Annotated in this window: 20 protein-coding genes and 1 pseudogene; 10 read left to right on the forward strand and 11 right to left on the reverse strand. The window is 33.6% G+C overall.

The genetic code is table 11. The features are described from left to right. Window positions 1-48: 48 nt before the first annotated feature. The 3 genes from ACFPTQ_RS04570 to ACFPTQ_RS04580 form a co-directional block, all read right to left on the reverse strand. Window positions 49-762, reverse strand: coding sequence for a tRNA1(Val) (adenine(37)-N6)-methyltransferase (locus tag ACFPTQ_RS04570; RefSeq protein WP_379774423.1), 714 nt, complete (start codon window positions 760-762; stop codon window positions 49-51). A gap of 77 nt (window positions 763-839) precedes the next feature. Next, window positions 840-1364, reverse strand: coding sequence for a ribosome maturation factor RimM (rimM, locus tag ACFPTQ_RS04575; protein ID WP_379774426.1), 525 nt, complete (start codon window positions 1362-1364; stop codon window positions 840-842). A 14-nt stretch (window positions 1365-1378) separates the two neighbouring features. Then, window positions 1379-1924 (reverse strand): 30S ribosomal protein S16, encoded by a 546-nt coding sequence (locus ACFPTQ_RS04580; protein WP_379774429.1) that lies wholly within the window; start codon window positions 1922-1924, stop codon window positions 1379-1381. 193 nt (window positions 1925-2117) lie between these two features. Between ACFPTQ_RS04580 and ACFPTQ_RS04585 the strand changes: the two genes are divergently transcribed. Next, window positions 2118-2597, forward strand: a complete 480-nt coding sequence (locus ACFPTQ_RS04585; RefSeq protein WP_379774431.1) for a DUF6252 family protein — start codon at window positions 2118-2120, stop codon at window positions 2595-2597. Window positions 2598-2709: 112 nt separating this feature from the next. Further along, window positions 2710-3057, forward strand: a complete 348-nt coding sequence (locus tag ACFPTQ_RS04590) for an RNA recognition motif domain-containing protein (protein WP_379774433.1) — start codon at window positions 2710-2712, stop codon at window positions 3055-3057. Between the two features lie 72 nt (window positions 3058-3129). On the opposite strand, the gene leuB is transcribed toward ACFPTQ_RS04590, so the two are convergent. The 4 genes from leuB to leuC all read right to left on the reverse strand — a co-directional run bounded on the left by leuB (window position 3130) and on the right by leuC (window position 8008). Further along, window positions 3130-4185, reverse strand: coding sequence for a 3-isopropylmalate dehydrogenase (gene leuB, locus ACFPTQ_RS04595; protein WP_379774435.1), 1056 nt, complete (start codon window positions 4183-4185; stop codon window positions 3130-3132). A 36-nt stretch (window positions 4186-4221) separates the two neighbouring features. After that, entirely contained in the window at window positions 4222-5745 is a 1524-nt protein-coding gene (locus ACFPTQ_RS04600) for an alpha-isopropylmalate synthase regulatory domain-containing protein (protein WP_379774437.1), read from the reverse strand. Window positions 5746-5886: 141 nt separating this feature from the next. Next, window positions 5887-6483 carry a 3-isopropylmalate dehydratase small subunit gene (leuD, locus tag ACFPTQ_RS04605; protein WP_379774440.1) on the reverse strand — a complete coding sequence of 199 codons (597 nt, stop codon included), beginning with the start codon at window positions 6481-6483 and terminating at the stop codon, window positions 5887-5889. 130 nt (window positions 6484-6613) lie between these two features. Then, window positions 6614-8008 carry a 3-isopropylmalate dehydratase large subunit gene (gene leuC, locus ACFPTQ_RS04610; protein WP_278034234.1) on the reverse strand — a complete coding sequence of 465 codons (1395 nt, stop codon included), beginning with the start codon at window positions 8006-8008 and terminating at the stop codon, window positions 6614-6616. Window positions 8009-8680: 672 nt separating this feature from the next. On the opposite strand from leuC, the gene ACFPTQ_RS04615 reads away from it, so the two are divergent. Continuing rightward, window positions 8681-9457, forward strand: a complete 777-nt coding sequence (locus ACFPTQ_RS04615) for a tetratricopeptide repeat protein (RefSeq protein WP_379774443.1) — start codon at window positions 8681-8683, stop codon at window positions 9455-9457. 12 nt (window positions 9458-9469) lie between these two features. Here ACFPTQ_RS04615 and ACFPTQ_RS04620 read toward each other — a convergent pair whose 3' ends face one another. Next, complete coding sequence (locus ACFPTQ_RS04620) at window positions 9470-10099, reverse strand: tetratricopeptide repeat protein (protein WP_379775550.1); 630 nt, start codon at window positions 10097-10099, stop codon at window positions 9470-9472. Window positions 10100-10454: 355 nt separating this feature from the next. Beyond that, window positions 10455-11363, reverse strand: a complete 909-nt coding sequence (locus ACFPTQ_RS04625; RefSeq protein WP_379774446.1) for a phytanoyl-CoA dioxygenase family protein — start codon at window positions 11361-11363, stop codon at window positions 10455-10457. 195 nt (window positions 11364-11558) lie between these two features. Here ACFPTQ_RS04625 and ACFPTQ_RS04630 point away from each other — a divergent pair, with 195 nt between their 5' ends. Next, entirely contained in the window at window positions 11559-13265 is a 1707-nt protein-coding gene (locus tag ACFPTQ_RS04630; RefSeq protein ID WP_379774449.1) for a carbamoyltransferase, read from the forward strand. Here the strand turns inward: ACFPTQ_RS04630 and ACFPTQ_RS04635 are convergent. Both ACFPTQ_RS04635 and ACFPTQ_RS04640 read right to left on the reverse strand, forming a co-directional pair. Further along, on the reverse strand, window positions 13262-13957 hold the full coding sequence (locus ACFPTQ_RS04635; RefSeq protein WP_379774452.1) for an aspartyl/asparaginyl beta-hydroxylase domain-containing protein: 696 nt from the start codon (window positions 13955-13957) through the stop codon (window positions 13262-13264). The genes ACFPTQ_RS04630 and ACFPTQ_RS04635 overlap by 4 nt on opposite strands. A 3-nt stretch (window positions 13958-13960) precedes the next feature. Beyond that, on the reverse strand, window positions 13961-14470 hold the full coding sequence (locus ACFPTQ_RS04640; protein WP_379774455.1) for a hypothetical protein: 510 nt from the start codon (window positions 14468-14470) through the stop codon (window positions 13961-13963). A gap of 161 nt (window positions 14471-14631) precedes the next feature. Here ACFPTQ_RS04640 and ACFPTQ_RS04645 point away from each other — a divergent pair, with 161 nt between their 5' ends. The 6 genes and pseudogenes from ACFPTQ_RS04645 to ACFPTQ_RS04670 all read left to right on the forward strand — a co-directional run. Continuing rightward, a complete protein-coding gene (locus ACFPTQ_RS04645; RefSeq protein WP_379774457.1) occupies window positions 14632-15189 on the forward strand; it encodes a phage tail protein in 558 nt (185 codons plus the stop codon). A gap of 19 nt (window positions 15190-15208) precedes the next feature. Continuing rightward, window positions 15209-15757 carry a phage tail protein gene (locus tag ACFPTQ_RS04650; RefSeq protein ID WP_379774460.1) on the forward strand — a complete coding sequence of 183 codons (549 nt, stop codon included), beginning with the start codon at window positions 15209-15211 and terminating at the stop codon, window positions 15755-15757. A gap of 36 nt (window positions 15758-15793) precedes the next feature. Beyond that, the gene (locus ACFPTQ_RS04655; protein WP_379774463.1) at window positions 15794-16948 is read left to right on the forward strand and encodes an ABC transporter substrate-binding protein; all 1155 of its coding nucleotides are present in this window, start codon (window positions 15794-15796) and stop codon (window positions 16946-16948) included. Between the two features lie 3 nt (window positions 16949-16951). Beyond that, window positions 16952-17887 (forward strand): methionyl-tRNA formyltransferase, encoded by a 936-nt coding sequence (locus ACFPTQ_RS04660; protein WP_379774465.1) that lies wholly within the window; start codon window positions 16952-16954, stop codon window positions 17885-17887. Between the two features lie 3 nt (window positions 17888-17890). Beyond that, entirely contained in the window at window positions 17891-18403 is a 513-nt protein-coding gene (locus tag ACFPTQ_RS04665; RefSeq protein ID WP_379774468.1) for a hypothetical protein, read from the forward strand. 23 nt (window positions 18404-18426) lie between these two features. Continuing rightward, window positions 18427-20126: pseudogene (locus tag ACFPTQ_RS04670) on the forward strand (hypothetical protein); the annotation flags it as partial.

Below are 20126 nucleotides of genomic sequence, written 5' to 3' on the forward strand. Positions count from 1 at the left end.
TAATTAAAATTCTCTTAAAATAAAGATGGCTAATTGGATTTGAATGATTTACATTTTTAAATAAAAATCCTTCGTCAGTTCAATGTATTCTGGAGTGTATTGGTGGCGAGTAGTTTCGATGATGAGTTCGTCAATAGGAAATTCAGAATTTTCATTTCGGCTGAAAGCCAATAAACTGCGTTTAATCTCAGAAGTAGGTGTGCCTTTTACGCGGGTAATTTTTAAAGGGTATAATTCATATTCATGGGCTAATGCCAAGAATTTTTCTTCTTCTTTGAACGGAATGATTACTGCGAAAATTCCATTTTCAGAAAGTAATAAAGCAGCAGCTTCAATGAGCTCGTCAAATGGCATGGCATCTTGGAAACGTGCCAAGTCTCGTTGCTCATTATCCGATTTATAATCTTCGCTGTAAAAAGGAGGATTGGAAACAATTAAATCATATTCATCTTCTGGTTCTTCGACAAATTCGTCTAAACCAGCGTGAAAACAAAACAAGCGATCATTCCAAGGAGAATTTTCAAAATTATCTGTGGCTTGTTCATAAGCTTCTTCATCGATTTCTAAAGCATCAATTTGTTCGGCATTACTACGTTGTGCTAACATCAAAGCGATGATTCCAGTTCCGGTTCCAATATCTAAAACACTAAACGGATTATTACTTATTGGTATCCAGGCACCTAATAAAACACCATCTGTGCCTACTTTCATAGCGCAACGATCCTGATGAATAGAGAATTTTTTGAATTGGAATTTGGACATAGTAATGGCAGAATAAAGATTAGTGATTATTTTTACTTTTAAAACTGAGCACTAAAAACTGAATACTGATTACTTTTTTAAAGATACATTTCGATTAATCCCTCCGGTAAATCCATGATGACTTTTTTGTTTTCACGATCAACTTTAATCAGAAAATGATCAATCATTGGAATCAGGATTTCGGTACCATCTTTTAATACTTCAAAAAGTGGTTGCGCAGTAGTATCGTTAATAGACTGAATTTCACCAACAATCCCTAAACGTTTGTCTTCTACTTCAAAACCTATTACTTCATGAAAATAGAATTTATTACCGGTAAGTTTCGGTAACATTTTTAATGGGAGATATAAATCACTACCTAACAAAGACTCTGCGTCTTCTTCAGTATTTATATCTTCAAAACGGATTCTAAGAAAATCGTTTTTGTGTAGAGAACTACTTTCAATAAAAAAAGGAACCAAGTGTTTGTTGCGTTCAACAAACACTGATTCCAAGTTTTCGTATAACTCAGGCTCATCTGTGTCTAAATAAGCCAAGATTTCCCCTTTGAAACTAAATTTTTTAGCGATTTTACCTAAATAGAAACAATCTTCTTTACGCATTTTCGCCTGTTAAATTAAGCTTGAGCTTCTTCGTTGTTTTCTTCTGCAACTGGAGCTTCTTCTTCAGTTGTAGCTTCTTCTGCCTGAGCAGCAGCAATAGCATCAGCCTCAGCTTGAGCAGCAGCAGCGATACGTTTTGCGTTTACTTCTTGTTCAGCTTTTAATGCTTTAGCTTTAACATCAGCTTGTGCTTTTGATAAACCATCTTTTTTAGCATTAACTTTTCCAGCTTTAGCTTCTAACCATTCAGTTAATTTAGCGTCAGCTTGTTCTTGTGTTAAAGCTCCTTTACGAACTCCTCCATCAAGGTGGTGTTTCAATAAAGCTCCTTTGTAAGATAGGATAGCTCTTGCAGTGTCAGTTGGCTGAGCACCATTGTGTAACCATTTAACAGCGCTATCAAGGTTTAAGTCGATAGTTGCAGGGTTAGTGTTTGGATTGTAAGTACCGATTTTCTCTAAGTATCTACCATCTCTTTTTGAGCGAGCGTCTGCTGCTACAACCCAGTAAAAAGGTTTTCCTTTTTTACCGTGTCTTTGTAATCTAATTTTTACTGACATAATCTTTGTGATTAAATTTTGAGGTACACGACCTCGATTAATTAAGGCTGCAAAGATACATTATTTTTTAATATAGCAAATAGAATTTTAGTATTTTGATATGTAATAATTTAGCGATTTTTTTGTTTCTTTTTTTTAAGCATTTCGGTTATTTTAATTCGAATAGTTTATTTTTGTTTGTAAATTTTATTTTATGAAAAAGTTTTTCCCTTTTTTAGTGTTATTTTTCTCTTTGTTTTCTTGTCAAGAGGATGTTAAGTTTAACAATCCAGCCTTTCAAGGAATGAAAGATAATGTCCTTTGGAAAGCTGTTCAAACTCGTGCAACAGTATATTCAAGTGGGAAGGTGGTTGTTGAGGCCTATACAGCTACTGAGGTAATGACCTTAGAAAATAGTTCTACGGCAGTTGGTGTTTATACTATAGGAACAAATGCCAATACAACGGCAAATTATCAATATACGGATCCAATTACTAAAGAAACAATTATGTTTTCATCAGGTTTTAATGTGGGTAATGGTGAGCTTGAAATTACTGAATATGATGCTGTTGGGAAAACTATTTCAGGAACATTTAAATGTAATTTAGTTAATACTTTCGATAATCCAATGGCTGGGCCAAGATTAAATTTTCAATACGGTGTTTTTTATAAAGTGCCAGTTACTGTAAATTAAGGTTACACCCTGTTCTTTAAAAGAAAATAATTAAGAATATAAATATGCTTATTTATAGTGTGTTATAAAAAAATAAGACTACATTTGTTCTAATTATTGTAAATAAATATATATGAACATTTTTGTTGGAAGCCTTCCATTCAGTATTGAGGAAGCAGATTTAAGAGAGTCTTTTGAGGCTTACGGAGCAGTTGATTCTGTTAAAATTATTACTGATAAATTTACTGGAAGAAGTAAAGGGTTTGGTTTTGTTGAGATGCCAGTTGATGCTGAAGCTCAAAAAGCAATTGAAGAATTGAACGGAGCGTCTGTTCAAGGTCGTACAATTGTAGTGAATAAATCAGAACCAAAACCAGAAGGTGAAAGAAGAAGTTTTAATAACAACCGTAGAAATGATTCTCGTGGAAGTTATGGAAACAACCGTGGTGGTGATAGCCGTGGAAACAGAGGAGGATACTAAAATTATTTTTCTTGATATAAAAAAGGAGACAGTTGTTAAATTGTCTCCTTTTTTTATGTGTATTTGTAGGTATTAGATATTAGCTGCTAACCAATCTCCAACTTCTTTAGTTCCGTAAGCTTTACCACCGTTAGCTAAATCTTCAGTAACAACACCTGCTTCTAAAGCTTTGTTAACAGCGTCTCTCATTGCTTTTCCTTCTTCCATCAATCCGAAGTTTTCAAACATCATAGCAGCTGATAATACAGTAGCCATTGGATTAGCAATGTTTAAACCTGTTGCTTGTGGGTAAGAACCGTGGATTGGTTCAAATAAAGATACTTCTGCTCCCATTGATGCTGATGGCATTAATCCCATAGATCCTGAAATTACAGAAGCTTCATCAGTTAAGATATCTCCAAATAAGTTTTCAGTAATTAATACGTCATAAGAGTTTGGCCATTGAACCAAACGCATCGCAACTGCATCCACAAATTCATAGCTTACTTCAACTTCTGGATAGTCTTTTTCCATAGCCTGAACAGTTTCTCTCCATAAACGTGAAGTTTCAAGAACGTTAGCTTTGTCAACACAACATAGTTTTTTTCTACGAGTCATCGCTAATTCAAATCCTTTTTTAGCCAAACGTTGTACCTCAGCTCTTGTGTAAACACAGTTATCATAAGCAGTATCTCCACCGTCTTTTCTTCCTTTTTCACCAAAGTAAATACCACCTGTTAATTCTCTTAAGAAAACTAAATCAGTTCCTTCGATTCTTTCTCTTTTTAATGGGGATTTATCTAATAAAGAAGGGAAAGTAAATGTAGGTCTTACGTTTGCAAATAAACCTAACGCTTTACGCATTTTTAATAAACCTTGTTCTGGACGAACTGGTGCAGAAGGGTCGTTGTCGTATTTAGGGTGTCCAATAGCACCAAATAAAACAGCATCAGCATTTTTACAAACTTCGTGAGTGGCATCTGGATAAGGTTCGCCTACTGCATCAATCGCAGCAGCACCAGTTAAAGCTGGTTTCCAAGTAATTTCATGTCCAAATTTTTGTGCAACTGCATCAGATACTTTTACTGCTTGTTCAATTACTTCTGGTCCGATTCCGTCACCGGCTAAAAGTGCGATATTTAACTTCATTATTTTATGATTTATATTAATTATTTGTTTTGAAATTTATTCGGCTACAACGTTTAGCATTTTTTGTGTAGCTATGATGGCTGCAACGGTTTGGTCAGAATCTAATCCTCTTGTTTTGAATTCTTTTCCGTCATTTAGCCAAGTGATAATTGTTTCGCATAAAGCATCCGAACTACTTCCAGGTGGGATTCTTACTGCGTAATCAATCAGCTTAGGAAGGCTCATTTTTTTAGTTTTATAAATCTTCGCTAAGGCATTCATAAAGGCATCAAATTGGCCGTCACCTTGGGCGTGTTCTTCGATGATTTGTCCGTCTATTTTTAGACAAAGTGTTGTTGAAGGGCGCATTCCTTTAGCATGAGAAAGTAAATACGATTCTACCGTAATTTTTTCTTGGTAGGTATGACTGTCTAATACATCCGAAATGATATAAGGTAAATCTTCTTTAGTAACCGTTTCTTTTTTATCACCTAATTCAATAATTCTTTGGGTTACTAATTTTAAATCCTCTTGGTTTAATTGTAATCCTAATTCTTGAAGGTTTTTTTCAATATTGGCTTTTCCGGAAGTTTTTCCTAAAGCATATTTTCTTTTTCTTCCAAAACGTTCTGGAAGTAAATCGTTGAAATATAAGTTGTTTTTATTATCACCATCAGCATGGATTCCAGCTGTTTGAGTAAAAACATTGTCGCCTACAATTGGTTTATTTGCTGGGATACGGTATCCAGTAAAGGTTTCTACTAATTTACTAACCGAGTATAATGAGGTTTCTTTTACGCCTATTTCAATATTTGGCATAAAGTCGTTTATTACAGCAATGGTGCTGGCTAAAGGTGCATTTCCAGCACGTTCACCCATACCGTTTACAGTAACGTGTAGTCCGTGAACACCTGCTTTTAAGGCTTCCATCACATTGGCAACGCTTAAATCATAGTCGTTGTGGGCGTGGAAATCAAAGTGGATGTGCGGATATTTTTTGGTAATTTCTGAAATATACTCGAATGTTTCAGACGGGATAAGTACTCCTAAGGTATCGGGAAGTAAAATTCTTTTTACGGGTTGGGTACTAATGAAATCTAAGTATTGGTAAACATATTCAGGAGAGTTACGCATACCATTACTCCAGTCTTCTAAATACACATTGGTGGTAATTCCGTTTTCTTTTGCTAAAGAAATAGCTTCAGTAATTTCGGTGAAATGCTGTTCAGGTGTTTTTTTTAATTGATGGGTAAGGTGGTTGAGTGAACCTTTGGTTAGAAGGTTTTGAACCTTTGCACCCGATTTTTTCATCCATTCAATAGAAAGACCTTTATCTACAAAAGTCAATACTTCAATTTTATCGGTATATCCTTTTGCTTCGGCCCAAGTCATAATTCCCTTAACACCTTCAAATTCGCCTTCACTTACACGAGCAGAAGCAATTTCGATTCGGTCTACATGTAACTCTTCTAATAATAATTGGGCAATGGTTAGTTTTTCTGCAGCAGAAAATGAGACTCCTGAGGTTTGTTCACCATCACGAAGTGTCGTATCCATTATTTCAATTTTTCTCTTTCCCATTATAATTTGATGCTTAAAAAAGTTCTGATTTCATCAAACAGAAATCATTTTGTTGTGTGTTTTATAAAACGGTAAAAGCAGCTGCTAAATACAATTCCAGAGGAATGCTTTAGCAGCTGCGTTTTAGTATGATTGTGTTATTTAGTAAGGTAGCTTGCTAGCAAAACTTACGATTTCTTCTTTCACACTTTGTAAATAGTCGATATCATCAAAACCATTTAACATGTTGTTCTTTTTATATCCATTGATATCAAAAGATTCTTTTTCTCCTGTCGCTTTTAAAGTGATTGTTTGCTCAGGTAAATTGATTTCTAATTCCGTATTCGGATCTGCTTCAATTGCAGCAAAGATTTTATCTGAAAATTCAGGAGAAACCTGTACTGGCAATACACCAATGTTTAAACAGTTTCCTTTGAAAATATCTGCAAAGAAAGAAGAAACTACAGCGCGGAATCCATAATCGTAAACAGCCCAAGCTGCGTGCTCACGAGAAGAACCAGATCCGAAGTTTTTTCCACCTACAAGGATTTTTCCACTGTAAGTTGGGTTGTTTAATACGAAATCTGCTTTTGGAGTTCCGTCTCCGTTGTATCTCCAGTCTCTAAAAAGGTTGTCTCCAAAACCTTCACGTTTTGTAGCTTTCAAGAAACGTGCAGGAATGATTTGATCAGTATCTACGTTCTCAATAGGTAGTGGCACTGCACTACAAGTAAGTATATTAAATTTATCGTATGCCATTTTTTTTTAGATTTCAGATTTTAGACTTCAGATTTTAGATTGTTTTCTAAAATAAGATCACTAGTCTTTTAAAATCTTTATTTTTTAATACTTTTTGAAATTGTTGTTGCTTTTTGAACTTGCTATTTGACTATAACAAATCTCTTGGGTCAGTTAATTTTCCAGTAACTGCTGCAGCTGCTGCCATAATTGGAGAAGCTAATAATGTTCTAGAACCTGGACCTTGACGACCTTCGAAGTTTCTGTTAGAGGTACTTACTGCATATTTTCCAGCTGGTACTTTATCATCATTCATTGCTAAACAAGCCGAACATCCTGGTTGACGTAATACGAAACCAGCTTCAGTAAGGATGTCTAATATTCCTTCTTCTTTAATTTGTGCTTCCACAACGTGAGAACCTGGAACTAACCAAGCAGTAACATTATCCGCTTTTTTACGGCCTTTTACAATTTCGGCAAAAGCTCTAAAGTCTTCGATACGACCATTAGTACAACTTCCTAAGAAAACATAATCAATAGGTTTTCCAATCATTACGTCGTCTTCATTGAAGCCCATGTAGGCTAATGATTTTTTATACGTTTCTTCACCGCCTTCTACCTCGCTAGCAGCAGGAATGTGTTGGCTAATACCAATTCCCATTCCAGGGTTTGTTCCGTAAGTGATCATTGGTTCGATATCTTCCGCATTGAAGTTTAATTCAGCATCAAATGTTGCGTCAGCATCTGTTTTTAAAGTTTTCCAATATTCTACAGCTTTAGTCCAAGCTTCCCCTTTTGGAGCATATAATCGTCCTTCTAAGAAATCGAAAGTTGTTTGGTCAGGAGCAATCATACCACCACGAGCACCCATTTCGATAGAAAGGTTACAAACAGTCATACGACCTTCCATAGTCATTTCTTCAAAAACATTTCCTGCATATTCTACGAAATATCCTGTTCCTCCAGAAGTAGTTAATTTAGAAATAATGTATAATGCAACGTCTTTAGGAGTAACACCTTTGTTTAGTTTTCCGTTAACGTTGATACGCATTTTTTTAGGCTTTGGTTGCATGATACATTGAGTAGAAAGCACCATCTCTACTTCAGATGTACCAATACCAAAAGCGATAGCACCAAAAGCACCATGAGTAGAAGTATGTGAATCTCCACATACGATTGTAGCACCTGGTAAGGTAATTCCGTTTTCAGGACCTACTACGTGTACAATTCCATTTTTTTGATGACCTAATCCCCAGTGTGAAATACCGTATTCTGCTGCATTAGTTTCTAATGCTTTTAATTGATTTGCAGATAAAGCATCTTCAACAGGCAAGTGTTGATTAATGGTCGGTGTATTGTGATCGGCAGTTGCGAAAGTACGTTCTGGATATAATACTGAAACGCCTCTTGTTTTAAGCCCCAAGAAAGCTACTGGACTAGTAACTTCGTGAATGAAATGACGATCAATAAAAAACACATCTGGTCCGTCTTCAATTTTACGCACAACATGCGAATCCCATACTTTGTCAAATAATGTCTTGCTCATTTTTTAAATTTTTTAGTGTATTTCTGTGGTTTTACAACCTTTTATTCTAAACTAGTGGTAATAAGGGAGCAAAAGTATAAAAATCAAATTTTGTTTTCAATTAATATTATAGATTATATACGATACCCAAACCAATTTAATTCGATATACAATGTTTGTTTGCTACAGTTGATTTTTAATGGGTTAGTTAGTTTTATTTCTCTTTCATAGTATAAAGTTATTTTTGTAACAATGTTTATTCGCTTCTGTATTTTGTGGATTATGAGGTGTTTTTGTAGTTTCGGATGATTATTTTTAATAAATGGTTTTGATTTCACTTTAAATCAATAGATTTTTTAATTTTTTTGAAAGAATGTTTTTCTGATATTTTTTTGTTCTCCCTTTTATTTTGCTTTTTTTGATTTTTCATGGAGTGTATTTTATTTTAAAAAAATATTACGACAACCAAAAAAAATTAAAACTTGTTTTGGAATAGTAAATTTTTAAAAATGGTTTGTCTATAAATGCGTGTTTAATTTTTTTGTCAACTCTTTAAATTTTAGTACTTTTGTAAGTATTTATTTAAATACAGAGTTAGTTGTTTGCTCCTTTAAAAGTGTTTATAGAAGTACTCCGTATGAACACCTTTTTTTATTGGGTACTTAATGCTAAGGTGGTTTAAGGAAAGTAATTATGAAGAAAATAGTATTAAGTCTGGTTTTGTATTTTTTATTTAGTTGTTCGATTTGTATCCATGGCCAAGTTCGAAAAGTGTATAGTAGTATTGAGACTAAAAATGTCTTGTATTATAAGGTTGAGGAGATTGTGAATATGACATTTGGAGGGTCAACTACGAGATATACAGTTTCTAATTTAAGTTTGATAAGTCGAGTTGAAATGGGGCCGGAAAATATCAGGATAATTACACCTGTCTATAAAGAAGAAAACCCTAGAAAAAAACATTATATTGAGACTAGGAATGTAGATGCAAATGTTGTACGAGAGCCAACAAAATTGCTTGAAATTGCCATCGAAAGTGGTAAAATTGAAATTCCAGATAACCCACCGATAGAGCAGCGCTCGCTAGCTTTGGTTATTACTAAATTGGTTAAATTAGAGGATAAACCTGTCATCAATTTGACTTCCACACCCGTTAAAGATACCACAACAGCTAGTAGTGATGCACCTAAAACAGCGAAAAAAGACTTTATTCTAGTAAATGTTGTCCATGTTTATGAAAGGGTACTTGAAAAAGGGTATAAGTCGATCTTTATGTTCAAGGAGGTCGCAAATCAATATTATTTCAAGAATCAAATGGAAAAGGCTGCAAGGTGGTACGAAGAACTTTTTGCAATGACAAACGACTTGGAACCTATTTATTATTTCCGTTTTGGAGATGCATTACGAAAAACAGGAAAAGCAGAAAGGGGAAGTGTTTTAGTGGAGCAATATAATAAGTTGGTTGAATGAGAATAGAACTTTCTATTTTGTGAACTCAGCATAATAAAAATTTGCTTTTTGTATATTACCAAGTTGTTGGTAAATCATTGTTAAAAATTTTAATGTGTTTTTATCAGAAGGATTTAGCTTATGAGCCTTTTCAAAAGCAAAACTAGCTTCAGAAAGGTTTCCAGTAATTGCAAGTGAATTACCGTAGTTTAACCATAATTCATGGGAGTTTGAATTTTGTTTTATTCCTTCTTTAAAAATCTTAATAGCTTCCGAATATTCTTTTTTGTTAAATAAAGCTGTACCGTAATAATTAAAGGTGTTTTCTTGTTTGAAATTGTTTTTAATCAATGTTTTGTAAATAGAAATAGCTTGGTCGAAATCGTTATTTCTGAAATAAGCATCTGCTAAATTAGATTGTAAAGAATAGTCGTTTTTGGCTAAAGACAAAGCTTGTTTTGTGTAATTAATTGACGCTCGATAATCTTTAATCTTAAAATAACAAACGCCAATATTTGTTAGGGTGCCTTTGTCGTTTGGATCAATTGTTAATGCTTTTTGATAAGATTCAATGATAAAAGGTAATTGTTGTTTTTGAATATCGACATCAGAAGATAGTTGATTAAAAAAAACAGTCGCGTAATTAAAAATTCCAATCTGAATTCAATATCTAGGAGTCCTTTCAGATAAGAGAAGGCTTAATCAGATGAGGCAAAATAAATTAAAACTAGTACCTCAGTATATGTTTTTGAAAAATTGTTTGCTCAACCCAATAAATTATTGCGTGTAAATATCGCTTAATTTATTAATATTCATATAGCTAATATAGGATTTCATTATGTAACAAGAGTTAGTAAAATGGAGTAAACGGAAGTCAATTGAAAAAAGTTAAAATCAGACTACATATCTAAAGAATTAAACAAATCTTATAAATAGAATTTATTGGTTAAAGTAGTTTCTAAATCACTAGTAAACAGATTGGAAAAATGTTTTTTCATTAAAAAACTAAAAAAAATCACTAAATCCATTCCGTACTTTCGGTATAATTTTCTGGAAAATAGGTTAGATATTGGACAAATCTCGGAGTCTTTCCGTAATTTGGAGTAGCACAATGAGGTAAAGCTTGATGCCAAATAATGAAATCACCTGCATTGCCAATTATGGGCTTGGCAACCAATGTTTTTAGAGCAAATTCTCTTGGGTTTTCATTTGAAGGAATTGTATTTATCCAATTGGCTATTTGATTATGGAAATTAGGTACACAATTAAAAGCACCTTCATTTTCATTACAATCTGAAAGATATAATAAGCCTTGTAATCGAAAAGGAATAGGCTGTTTTAGGCTAACATCCCAATGTAAATTACTTCCTAAAAAATTAAATTCATTAGTAACTGGAGGATTAAAACTTACTTTATCTATCGTTTTATAGATTTTAGTGGTTTGATATAACTGTTCATAAGCTTTTTGAATCTTTATTGACGCTCTGTTTTTCTCTAATGTAGGATGATTGTAAAAGTTAACCATTAATCCGCTTTGTTTTTCATGGTGTTTGTACCAGGAACTACTATCATTTATATCTTTTTCTAAAAATTCTAAAATTGCTTTTTGGGTCGCTATGCAATCTTCAAGTGGGATAGCATTTTTTATAACAACATAGCCATTAGATTCCCAAAAAGCTAAGTCATTTTTTGAAAGGACATTTTCAATTTGAATTGATTTTGACACTTTTCTTTTCTTACTTTCTACCCAATCTATGAAATTTATTAAAGATGGTCTCTGCTGATAAAGATATTGCAGGGTTTCTTCCATGCTAATACCCAATTGGTATAAATATCCAGTTTCAGTATTCCAGTCAGATGGTACTTTTGTTTTAGAATTGGTATTTAAAATTCGATTCCAAAAATTTTCTAACAAATCTAATTTCATTTTATACTATGTTTTTGGGTAAATTAGTTAATAAAAATTATTAATGACAAAAATAATTATTTATCATTGTAACGGTCTAATTTAATACGTTTCTTGAAATGTTACATGTTAATTGTGGTATTATTAATTCATCATCGAAATTAAAAGAAAAGTATGTCTGTTCTTCTTTTGAAATTTAATCCCACTATTTAAAAAATGAAGAAACCTATTTATATTCTTGGTACAGGACTTTCGCATAATGGATCTGCTGTACTGCTTAAAGATGGCCGTGTTTGCGTTGCGATTGAAAAAGAACGTCTAACCCGGATTAAACACGATGGGGGAAATGATACACTGGCCATTCAATATTGCTTAGAAGCTGAAGGAATTGATATGAGTGCAATAAGTTTAGTTGTGCAGTGTGCAAATTTTGATATCCCAAATCCTAAACAATTTAATGGGAAAAGGATTTTTTCTGATGCTAATAGCCCTCAAATTATTACTATTTCACATCATTTGTCGCATGCATATAGTGCAGTAGGAACTTCTCCGTTTTCAGAATGCGCAGTTATGATTATTGATGGATGTGGAAGTCCTTTGAATCAGCATCTGGAACTGCATCCAGAAGAAAAGTTGACAATTCAATCAAAATTCATCAGGCAAAATAAGATGTTATGTGAAAAAGATAGTTTTTATCATTTCCGGGATAATAAATTAATTCCTTTGTTTAAGGATTTTAGTGAAATGGGTGAAATGAATAATGACCTTTTAGCAATGTCAACCACTAAGCATTCGATAGGAGGATTTTATGCTGCGGTTAGTAAATATGTCTTTGGAGATATGGAAGATGTTGGAAAACTAATGGGCTTAGCCCCTTTTGGAAAATCAAATAGTTTTGATTGTGATGCGTTTGAGTTTAGAAATAAATGCTTATTTGTTAAAGATGATTGGAAGAGAAATTTTCTTAATCCTTCTAAAGGCTATGAATATTTTATACAGCATTTTTCCTATTATGCAGATGTTGCCAGATGGGCTCAGGAACAGGTTGAAAAAGCTATTTTGAGTTGTTTTAAATTTCGAATGGAGCGATTTCCGCATAAAAATTTATGTTTTTCAGGAGGAGTTGCTCTTAATGCAGTTGCAAATTCAAAATTAGAAGATGCATTCCCTGAAACGAATATCTTTTTTGAGCCTGCTGCGGCCGATAACGGATTGGCTCTGGGATGCGCATTCTATGGATGGATCAGTTATTTTGGTGAAGAAAAAATACAGCATGATGGGAGTACCTGCTTTGGGAAACAATATTCTCAGGAAGAAATAGATGTTGTGGTAAAGAAAGAGATAGGTGAAGATTTTAATAAACTGTTTTTCTTGAATGAAGAAGAGTTGATTTCATATTGCGCGGCAAAATTAAATAATGGTAAAACTATTGGATGGTTTCAGTCAGGTTCTGAGTTTGGTCCCAGGTCTCTTGGTCGAAGAAGTATATTAGCTCATCCAGGTGTTGAGAATATGAAAAATCACATCAATAGAAATATAAAGTTCAGGGAAGATTTTCGTCCTTTTGCTCCAGCGGTTTTGAAAGATAAGGTTGAAGATTATTTTGAAAAAGGTCGCAATAGTCCTTATATGATTTTAGTTGATAAAACGCGACCAGAATTTTTGCAACAGCTCGTAAATGTTACTCATTGTGATGGTACGGCGAGGGTGCAAACCGTTGATGTAAATTGGAATTACAGATTTAATAAATTAATTGAAGAATTTGGTAAGCATAGTGGAATTTCGGTATTACTTAATACCAGTTTCAATAAAAGAGGAATGCCCATGGTCGAATCTCCATTAGACGCTATTGAATTGTTTAAGGAAACAGCTATTGATGTATTAGTGATGGAAAATACAGTAATAGAGAAAAAAGCCTTTTAATTGTTTTTTAAATTATTAATTAGTGTTTTGGCTGTTGGTGTATTCATTTTTTCTAATTCAGCAATTATGAGCTTTTTTTGATCTTCATCAATAATTGGTTTGGGTTTTTTGAATGCTTCAATTGAAGCTTCCTTTAAAAAGAGAGTATCGGTCCATTCATTTCTTATTCCGTCAATAACAAGGTGTATTCGGTCATTATTTCCGCCGTTTTTTACGGAATGCAAAAAATTTGTATTTAAATACCAGCATTCACCCTCATTCATGATTATTCTTTCTCCGTCCAAGATGAATTCCACATTTGGGTTTGTTATAATTGGTATATGTAACCGAAACATATTGTCTTCATAGCCTAAACAATAATCGGTATGAGGTTTTATTTCGGCTCCCGGTCCAAGGTTTAATAATCGTACAGCTGTTTTTTCAAACAAAAAGCCATTGAGAATTTCTTTCAAGTAGTCACACTGACTAAGTGCATCAGTAGGAATGAATTCTTCTGTGCTGTTTGAAAAAGCATTTATATTGCTGGAGTCTCCACCTTTTGACATTAAGGCAATAGAAGTCCATTTTCCGGAATAGTCATTAGAATTGTAATGGTTGACCCATTTTTGGGTTATTATTTTCTGAATATCATTTTTTAGTTTTTGACTGTTAAAAACTAGTGGGAATTTTATGGTTCGTACTAATTGGGTCATAATCTAATCTCTTAGCCATTTTAACATTTTTGGAAAAGCTTCTTTGTTTTCTTTTTTGGCTTTTTCTTCACTGAGGCATAGTCCTGCCCATTCTAAAAATGGTAAGCCAATATAGTTTTTATTTGTAAAGTTTGTTATAAACCATTCCGAATTCCCTTTGTAGCCATCAGTGTGGAAAACAAATGAGGGTTCAAGATTTAAGTGTGTTAAAGCCGCATAAGACCAGAGAATAGCTGCTATTTCTTCCCCCTGTGTTGGCCATTCGTTAGGAATGTTATTAGTGCCAATTTTTTTTCTGGTTTCGCTGTCAGTTACGGCTAAATGGCCAGCTTCGTGTAGTAAATCTCCAGGGTATTTTAATTTTTCAAAATCCACAAAGATACAATTTGCTCCTAAAGCAAGTCCAGGTAAAAATGTCGGAGTGTTTAATTCTTTTTCTATAACAGTTATTTCTATTTTGTCTAAAAACTGTAAGATTATTTCTATTTCAAATAATTTTTTCTTGTAGGGCATGGCAGATATTAAACGAAGATTAAATAATCATTAATTGTTTTGATTAGCAATATTATTTTTTAATAAAAAAGATATTATGTCAGCAATATATGATAAATTTTTAATATATTTACTTTTTATTAACAGAAATAATATTTCAAAATCTTTAAAATTTATATATTATGTCAACAGAACCATTTATAGGTGAAATTAAAATTTTTGGATTCAATTTTGCTCCGCAAAGCTATCAAATGTGCAGTGGGCAAATTATGTCAATTGCTCAAAACACAGCGTTGTTTTCTTTGTTAGGAACAACGTATGGTGGAAATGGTCAAACTACTTTTGCACTCCCTGATTTACGAGGACGTGTAGCTAAAAGCCAAGGACAAGGTCCAGGGCTTAGTAATTATTCAATTGGGCAATTGGGTGGTACTACATCAGTGACTTTATTAACATCAAACTTGCCAGCTCATAATCATCAGGCAACTGGAATCACAGCAAATCTTCCTGTAGCTAGTGGGTTAGGTGATAAAGATTCTCCAGTAGGAAATTATTTGGCTCAAGCTCCTATAGATATGTATGCTACTGCTGCTACAGCGGGTATGAATTATGGTAGTTCCTTAGCAGCTTCAGGAACAACAGGAATTGCAGGATCATCCATTCCTGTTGATATACAAAATCCCTATCTAGTAGTAAATTATTGTATTGCTATATATGGAATATTTCCAAGTAGGAATTAGTCAATTAAAACAAGAACTTATGTCAACAGAACCATTTATAGGAGAAATTAAAATTTTTGGATTTAATTTTAATCCAAGAGGTCATGAAATGTGTAATGGGCAAATTTTATCAATTGCTCAAAATACAGCCTTATTCTCATTATTAGGAACAACATACGGTGGAAATGGTCAAACTACTTTTGCTTTACCAGATTTTCGTGGGAGAGTTCCCGTTGGACAAGGTCAAGGGCCTGGGCTTTCAGATCGTGTATTAGGAGAGAGTTCAGGAGCAACATCTGCATATATACTTACATCTAATATGCCAGCCCATGTTCATTCAGCATCAGGAATTTCTTTAAGCATTCCAGTTTCTGAAGGAGGAGCAGATACAGATAGTCCTGTAAACGCAGTTTTAGCAAATACTTCATCAGGATTATATACTGATGCAGCAAATGGTTCTTCGGCTTCTATTGTAGCCTCTGGAGTAACAGCTGTTACCGGGTCTTCAATGCCTTTTTCAATTGAGAACCCATACTTAATATTAAATTATTCGATAGCTACGCAAGGAATATTCCCAAGCAGAAACTAGTTTGAAGAACATTTCAAATAATAACAAATTAATATTATGCCTAAAATTGGAGTCTTATTACCTCGTTCAACCTACTATGAAACAATTAGTTTTGATTTGTTCGAAGGTCTTCGTTCTGGCCTAAATCATTATGGATTACAGGATGTTAAAATAGTTACTGAAAATATAGGTTTTGGAAGTGATAAACAACAATGTTACCGAAGTGCTGAAAAATTATTATTAGAAGAAAATGTAACAATGGTAATTGCCTTTATGGGTCATAGAATGGCTCAGTTGCTTCGCCCTCTTTTTTTAGCGGCTAATAAAATTCTTATTGTTTTAGATTCAGGAGCTAATTTACCCACTGAATACACTTCTTGTCCAAATATTATCTATCATTCCTTGCAAAACTCATTAGGAGCTTGGTTTTCATCGAAACAGGCTATTAAAGATGGTTATTTTTCAGCAGGAATGGTTACAGGATATTATGACGGTGGTTATCTTCAAACCTACAGTTTGTGTAATAGCTTTGAACAAGCAGGAGGTCAAATTTGTTTTAATCACGCCACTGGATATAAAGAAAATGATTTTACAATGGAACCATTAAAAAACTATTTGGATCAATTTCCAAATAGTGCGCTTTTAAGTCTTTTTAGTGGTGATTATGTACAATGGTATTTTTCTGAAATTAAAGATTGGATTTCCGACAAAAAAACCACTTTGTATCTTTCTCCCTTTAGCTTTGAAGAAACAATGTTACAAAAAGCTGTTTTTCCTAATTGTACAGTAAAAGGTGTTGCTGCATGGTCTAAGAGTATAGATTCGCCAGAGAACCATTTATTTATTAGTGCCATTAAAAAAACAGGAAGAACTCCTAATTTATTTTCACTATTGGCATGGGAAAGTGCCCTAATAATAATAAAACTCTTGGAGCTTTTAGACCAACATGAGAATAACATAGTAGAGACTGTTTCAGATTTATTAAGTTTCGAGTTCGAAAGTCCAAGAGGAAAAATAAGTTTTAACAAAAAAACAAATACATCAGTTGCACCATTATATGAAGCAGAAATTCTTCTAAATGAAGAAGACGGAATGTGTAGGCTAAATTTACTTGCAAAAATAGCAGATACATATCAAAATTTTGAATTACTAAGCAAATTAGAGTTAGGTTCAGCTACCTCTGCATGGTACAATAGTTATGTATGTATATAATCTATGAATAGCCAAAAAAAAATACTAATCTTATGTGGAGGTAAATATGCTTTCAAAGCACTACAAAAACTAGCGTTTGAAAACTTTTTATGCGGAATTGGAATTGGAAAAAGTTCTAGCTTGGTCATTGAAGCATTAGAAACAGAGTCAGAAAATAATAATTTGGCTTTTAAATCTTTTCCGGATAAAAAGAGCATATCAGAAATGAAATCATGGATTGAAAAATTGAAGCCCGATTTTATTTTTTCGATAAGTTTTCCTTTTTTGATACCAGAAGATGTTCTTTCCTACGGTAAAGAAAAATTTATCAATTTTCACCCTGGTCCTTTACCTCAATATCGTGGCCCCATGCCCATTTTTGAAGTTCTTAAAAATCAAGAAAAATCTACGGCAATAAGTGTTCATTTTATGGATTCTAAATATGATCAAGGTCCTATTATTTTTAAAGATCCTTTAAAAATTGAACAAAATGATACTTATGGGAAACTGGCTGTTAAACTCAGTGATCATACTGCTCAAGTTGCATTAAATATGGCAAATATGATTCAATATGCTGAAAAAATACCAAGTTCTATACAAGAATCCAAAGATGCTTATTTTTATGAAAAGCCCGAGTTTTCAGATACCTGTATTAAATGGAAAAATATGACTGCTGACGAAATAATAGCTTTAATAAATTCATGTAATCCATGGAATATTGGTGCAGACACTTCATTTGAAGGGGAACAAATTAAAATTATTGCAGCTTCTCTCTACAATAAACCACATCAAAACTTAAATCCTGGGACAATTACTTCTATAACTGAAGATGGAAATATCAGTGTTGCTTGTTCAGATGACCAACAAGTTTCTATTGAAATATTAAAAACAGATATGGGAATAATTACTGCAAAACAATTCAATTTTCAAGCAAACATTTTAGGAAAAAAATTTAAATAAATTATGAAAAGAAGACAATTTGTTAAAAGCACAGCTATTTTCACTACTGGAGCTTTGGTTTTTTCAGAAACTGAAGTCCATGCTTCAACAAGTGATAAGGAATCTAATGTATTGGATTTAAAACCAATTGTTAATTCTAAAGAGAAAATTTCGATTAAGGGCTTCATTAAGGATTTTGATACACTTCAGCCAATTACTAATGCTAATATAAATATATCGGTAAAAAGAAATAGATTTTTCTCTACTTATAGAGAACTAAACTCAAACAATGGTTCTTATACAATAAATTCTGGTTTCTCTGATTCTGGTAAAAATTCTAACAAACTAAAGGTAAAAATTACGGCTAACGGTTACAAAACCTACAATGGCTATCTCTATTTAACCAAGTACGGATGTAATATACATAGCAGTGAATGGGATTACAATCCTAAATTTAATCCTGATTATTGCCCCAATAACAATAAATCATCTGATGAAATAACATCAAAATTTAACTTTCATTTAATAAAAGAATAAATCATTTAAAAAAATTATTGCTTATGAAAAAAAACTTTACTTTAATTTTTACATTGCTCCTTTGTTGCTTTTACATAGAAGGTAAAGCACAAACACAATTTTGGAGTGATACTTTTGAAAGTTCACCTTCGAGTGGGACCAGAACAACTGAAGAAAATGGAGGGACTATATCGCCCAGTACGGCCTATTTTAAATTAACTGATGGGACTACAGTTTCTCAGTTTGTACCTTTTACTGGGAAAGAGGGGACTTATTATTGGGCTGGTGAAGATCATAATGCACTAGGAACAGGATTTACTGCAAGTGGAGCCGTTAGTAATCAAACTGCGGCGGCTGCAACAAATGAACTTCAAATATTATGGTCAAATATTAATATTAGCGGGAAAACCGGATTGAGTTTTAAAGGGTTATTAGCAGCGAATAGTACTAACGAACCTTGGGATAATACACAAGCTTGTAATAGTGGTGTAGGAACTACTAATACGGATTACATCATTATTGAATACAGTATAGACGGAGGACCATACAATAGTTTGATTCGTTTTTTTAACAGAGGAAGCGCTAGTGGTATAGGAGATAAATATCTTTTTGAAGATACAGATGGCGATGGTTGTGGTGATGGAACCCAATTAACTAATGCGTTTAATGAATTTACTAAGTCTATCGCAGGGACAGGAACTACAATGAACTTATTAATTCGTGTTTTTTCTGAAGGTTCAAATGAAGAATGGGGAATTGACAATTTTCGTTTATTTGAAACACCTTCATGTACGGCACCAACTGTAACAGCAAATCCTTCAAACAGGTCAATTTGTAATGGAAGTAATACTACATTTGCTATTGCTGCAACAGGAGCAACAACATATCAATGGCAGGTAAATACAGGTTCAGGTTTTACAGATATTACTAATGGAGGTGTTTATTCTAGTGCAACAACATCTACATTGACCATTACAGGAGCAACTGCTGGTATGAATGGTTATTTATACCGTTGTGTAGCTAAGGATGGTTCTTGTAGTACCAATTCGAGTTCAGCGACTTTAACAGTTTCAAATCCAGTATTAACACCACAATCGCAGACGAATATTGCTTGTAATGGTGGCGCAAACGGAGCAGCCAGTGTAAATGCTGCTACTGGAGGAACAGGGCCATATACCTACAATTGGACTCCGGGCAACCCAACAGGTGATGGAACAACATCAGTTACAGGATTAACAGCTGGAGCATGGACATGTACTGTTACTGATGCCAATGGATGTCAGGCTACAAAAACATTTAATATAACTCAGCCATCAGCTGTTTCAGCATCAACAGTTGTAACGAATATAGCATGTTATGGTGGTTCAACAGGGGCAATTAATTTAACACCAACTGGAGGAACAGCTCCGTATACTTTTGATTGGGGAGGTGGACTTACAACAGAAGATAGGACAGGATTAGTAGCAGGTACATATTCAGTTATTATTACGGATGCTAATGGATGTACAGCAACTCGAAATATTACTGTAAATCAGCCAGCATCAGCTGTTTCAGCATCAACAGTTGTAACTAATATAGCATGTTATGGTGGTTCGACAGGGGCAATTAATTTAACGCCAACTGGAGGAACAGCTCCGTATACTTTTGATTGGGGAGGTGGACTTACAACAGAAGATAGGACAGGATTAGTAGCAGGTACATATTCAGTTATTATTACGGATGCTAATGGATGTACAGCAACTCG

It is taken from the genome of Flavobacterium sp. GCM10022190 (genome assembly GCF_042656445.1).
Classification (GTDB): Bacteria; Bacteroidota; Bacteroidia; order Flavobacteriales; family Flavobacteriaceae; genus Flavobacterium; species Flavobacterium nitratireducens.

Coding starts and splice junctions, on each gene's coding strand:
- ACFPTQ_RS04570 (WP_379774423.1), bottom strand. CDS start 762: ATGTCCAAATTCCAATTCAAAAAATTCTCTATTCATCAGGATCGTTGC.
- rimM (WP_379774426.1), bottom strand. CDS start 1,364: ATGCGTAAAGAAGATTGTTTCTATTTAGGTAAAATCGCTAAAAAATTT.
- ACFPTQ_RS04580 (WP_379774429.1), bottom strand. CDS start 1,924: ATGTCAGTAAAAATTAGATTACAAAGACACGGTAAAAAAGGAAAACCT.
- ACFPTQ_RS04585 (WP_379774431.1), top strand. CDS start 2,118: ATGAAAAAGTTTTTCCCTTTTTTAGTGTTATTTTTCTCTTTGTTTTCT.
- ACFPTQ_RS04590 (WP_379774433.1), top strand. CDS start 2,710: ATGAACATTTTTGTTGGAAGCCTTCCATTCAGTATTGAGGAAGCAGAT.
- leuB (WP_379774435.1), bottom strand. CDS start 4,185: ATGAAGTTAAATATCGCACTTTTAGCCGGTGACGGAATCGGACCAGAA.
- ACFPTQ_RS04600 (WP_379774437.1), bottom strand. CDS start 5,745: ATGGGAAAGAGAAAAATTGAAATAATGGATACGACACTTCGTGATGGT.
- leuD (WP_379774440.1), bottom strand. CDS start 6,483: ATGGCATACGATAAATTTAATATACTTACTTGTAGTGCAGTGCCACTA.
- leuC (WP_278034234.1), bottom strand. CDS start 8,008: ATGAGCAAGACATTATTTGACAAAGTATGGGATTCGCATGTTGTGCGT.
- ACFPTQ_RS04615 (WP_379774443.1), top strand. CDS start 8,681: ATGAAGAAAATAGTATTAAGTCTGGTTTTGTATTTTTTATTTAGTTGT.
- ACFPTQ_RS04625 (WP_379774446.1), bottom strand. CDS start 11,363: ATGAAATTAGATTTGTTAGAAAATTTTTGGAATCGAATTTTAAATACC.
- ACFPTQ_RS04630 (WP_379774449.1), top strand. CDS start 11,559: ATGAAGAAACCTATTTATATTCTTGGTACAGGACTTTCGCATAATGGA.
- ACFPTQ_RS04635 (WP_379774452.1), bottom strand. CDS start 13,957: ATGACCCAATTAGTACGAACCATAAAATTCCCACTAGTTTTTAACAGT.
- ACFPTQ_RS04640 (WP_379774455.1), bottom strand. CDS start 14,470: ATGCCCTACAAGAAAAAATTATTTGAAATAGAAATAATCTTACAGTTT.
- ACFPTQ_RS04645 (WP_379774457.1), top strand. CDS start 14,632: ATGTCAACAGAACCATTTATAGGTGAAATTAAAATTTTTGGATTCAAT.
- ACFPTQ_RS04650 (WP_379774460.1), top strand. CDS start 15,209: ATGTCAACAGAACCATTTATAGGAGAAATTAAAATTTTTGGATTTAAT.
- ACFPTQ_RS04655 (WP_379774463.1), top strand. CDS start 15,794: ATGCCTAAAATTGGAGTCTTATTACCTCGTTCAACCTACTATGAAACA.
- ACFPTQ_RS04660 (WP_379774465.1), top strand. CDS start 16,952: ATGAATAGCCAAAAAAAAATACTAATCTTATGTGGAGGTAAATATGCT.
- ACFPTQ_RS04665 (WP_379774468.1), top strand. CDS start 17,891: ATGAAAAGAAGACAATTTGTTAAAAGCACAGCTATTTTCACTACTGGA.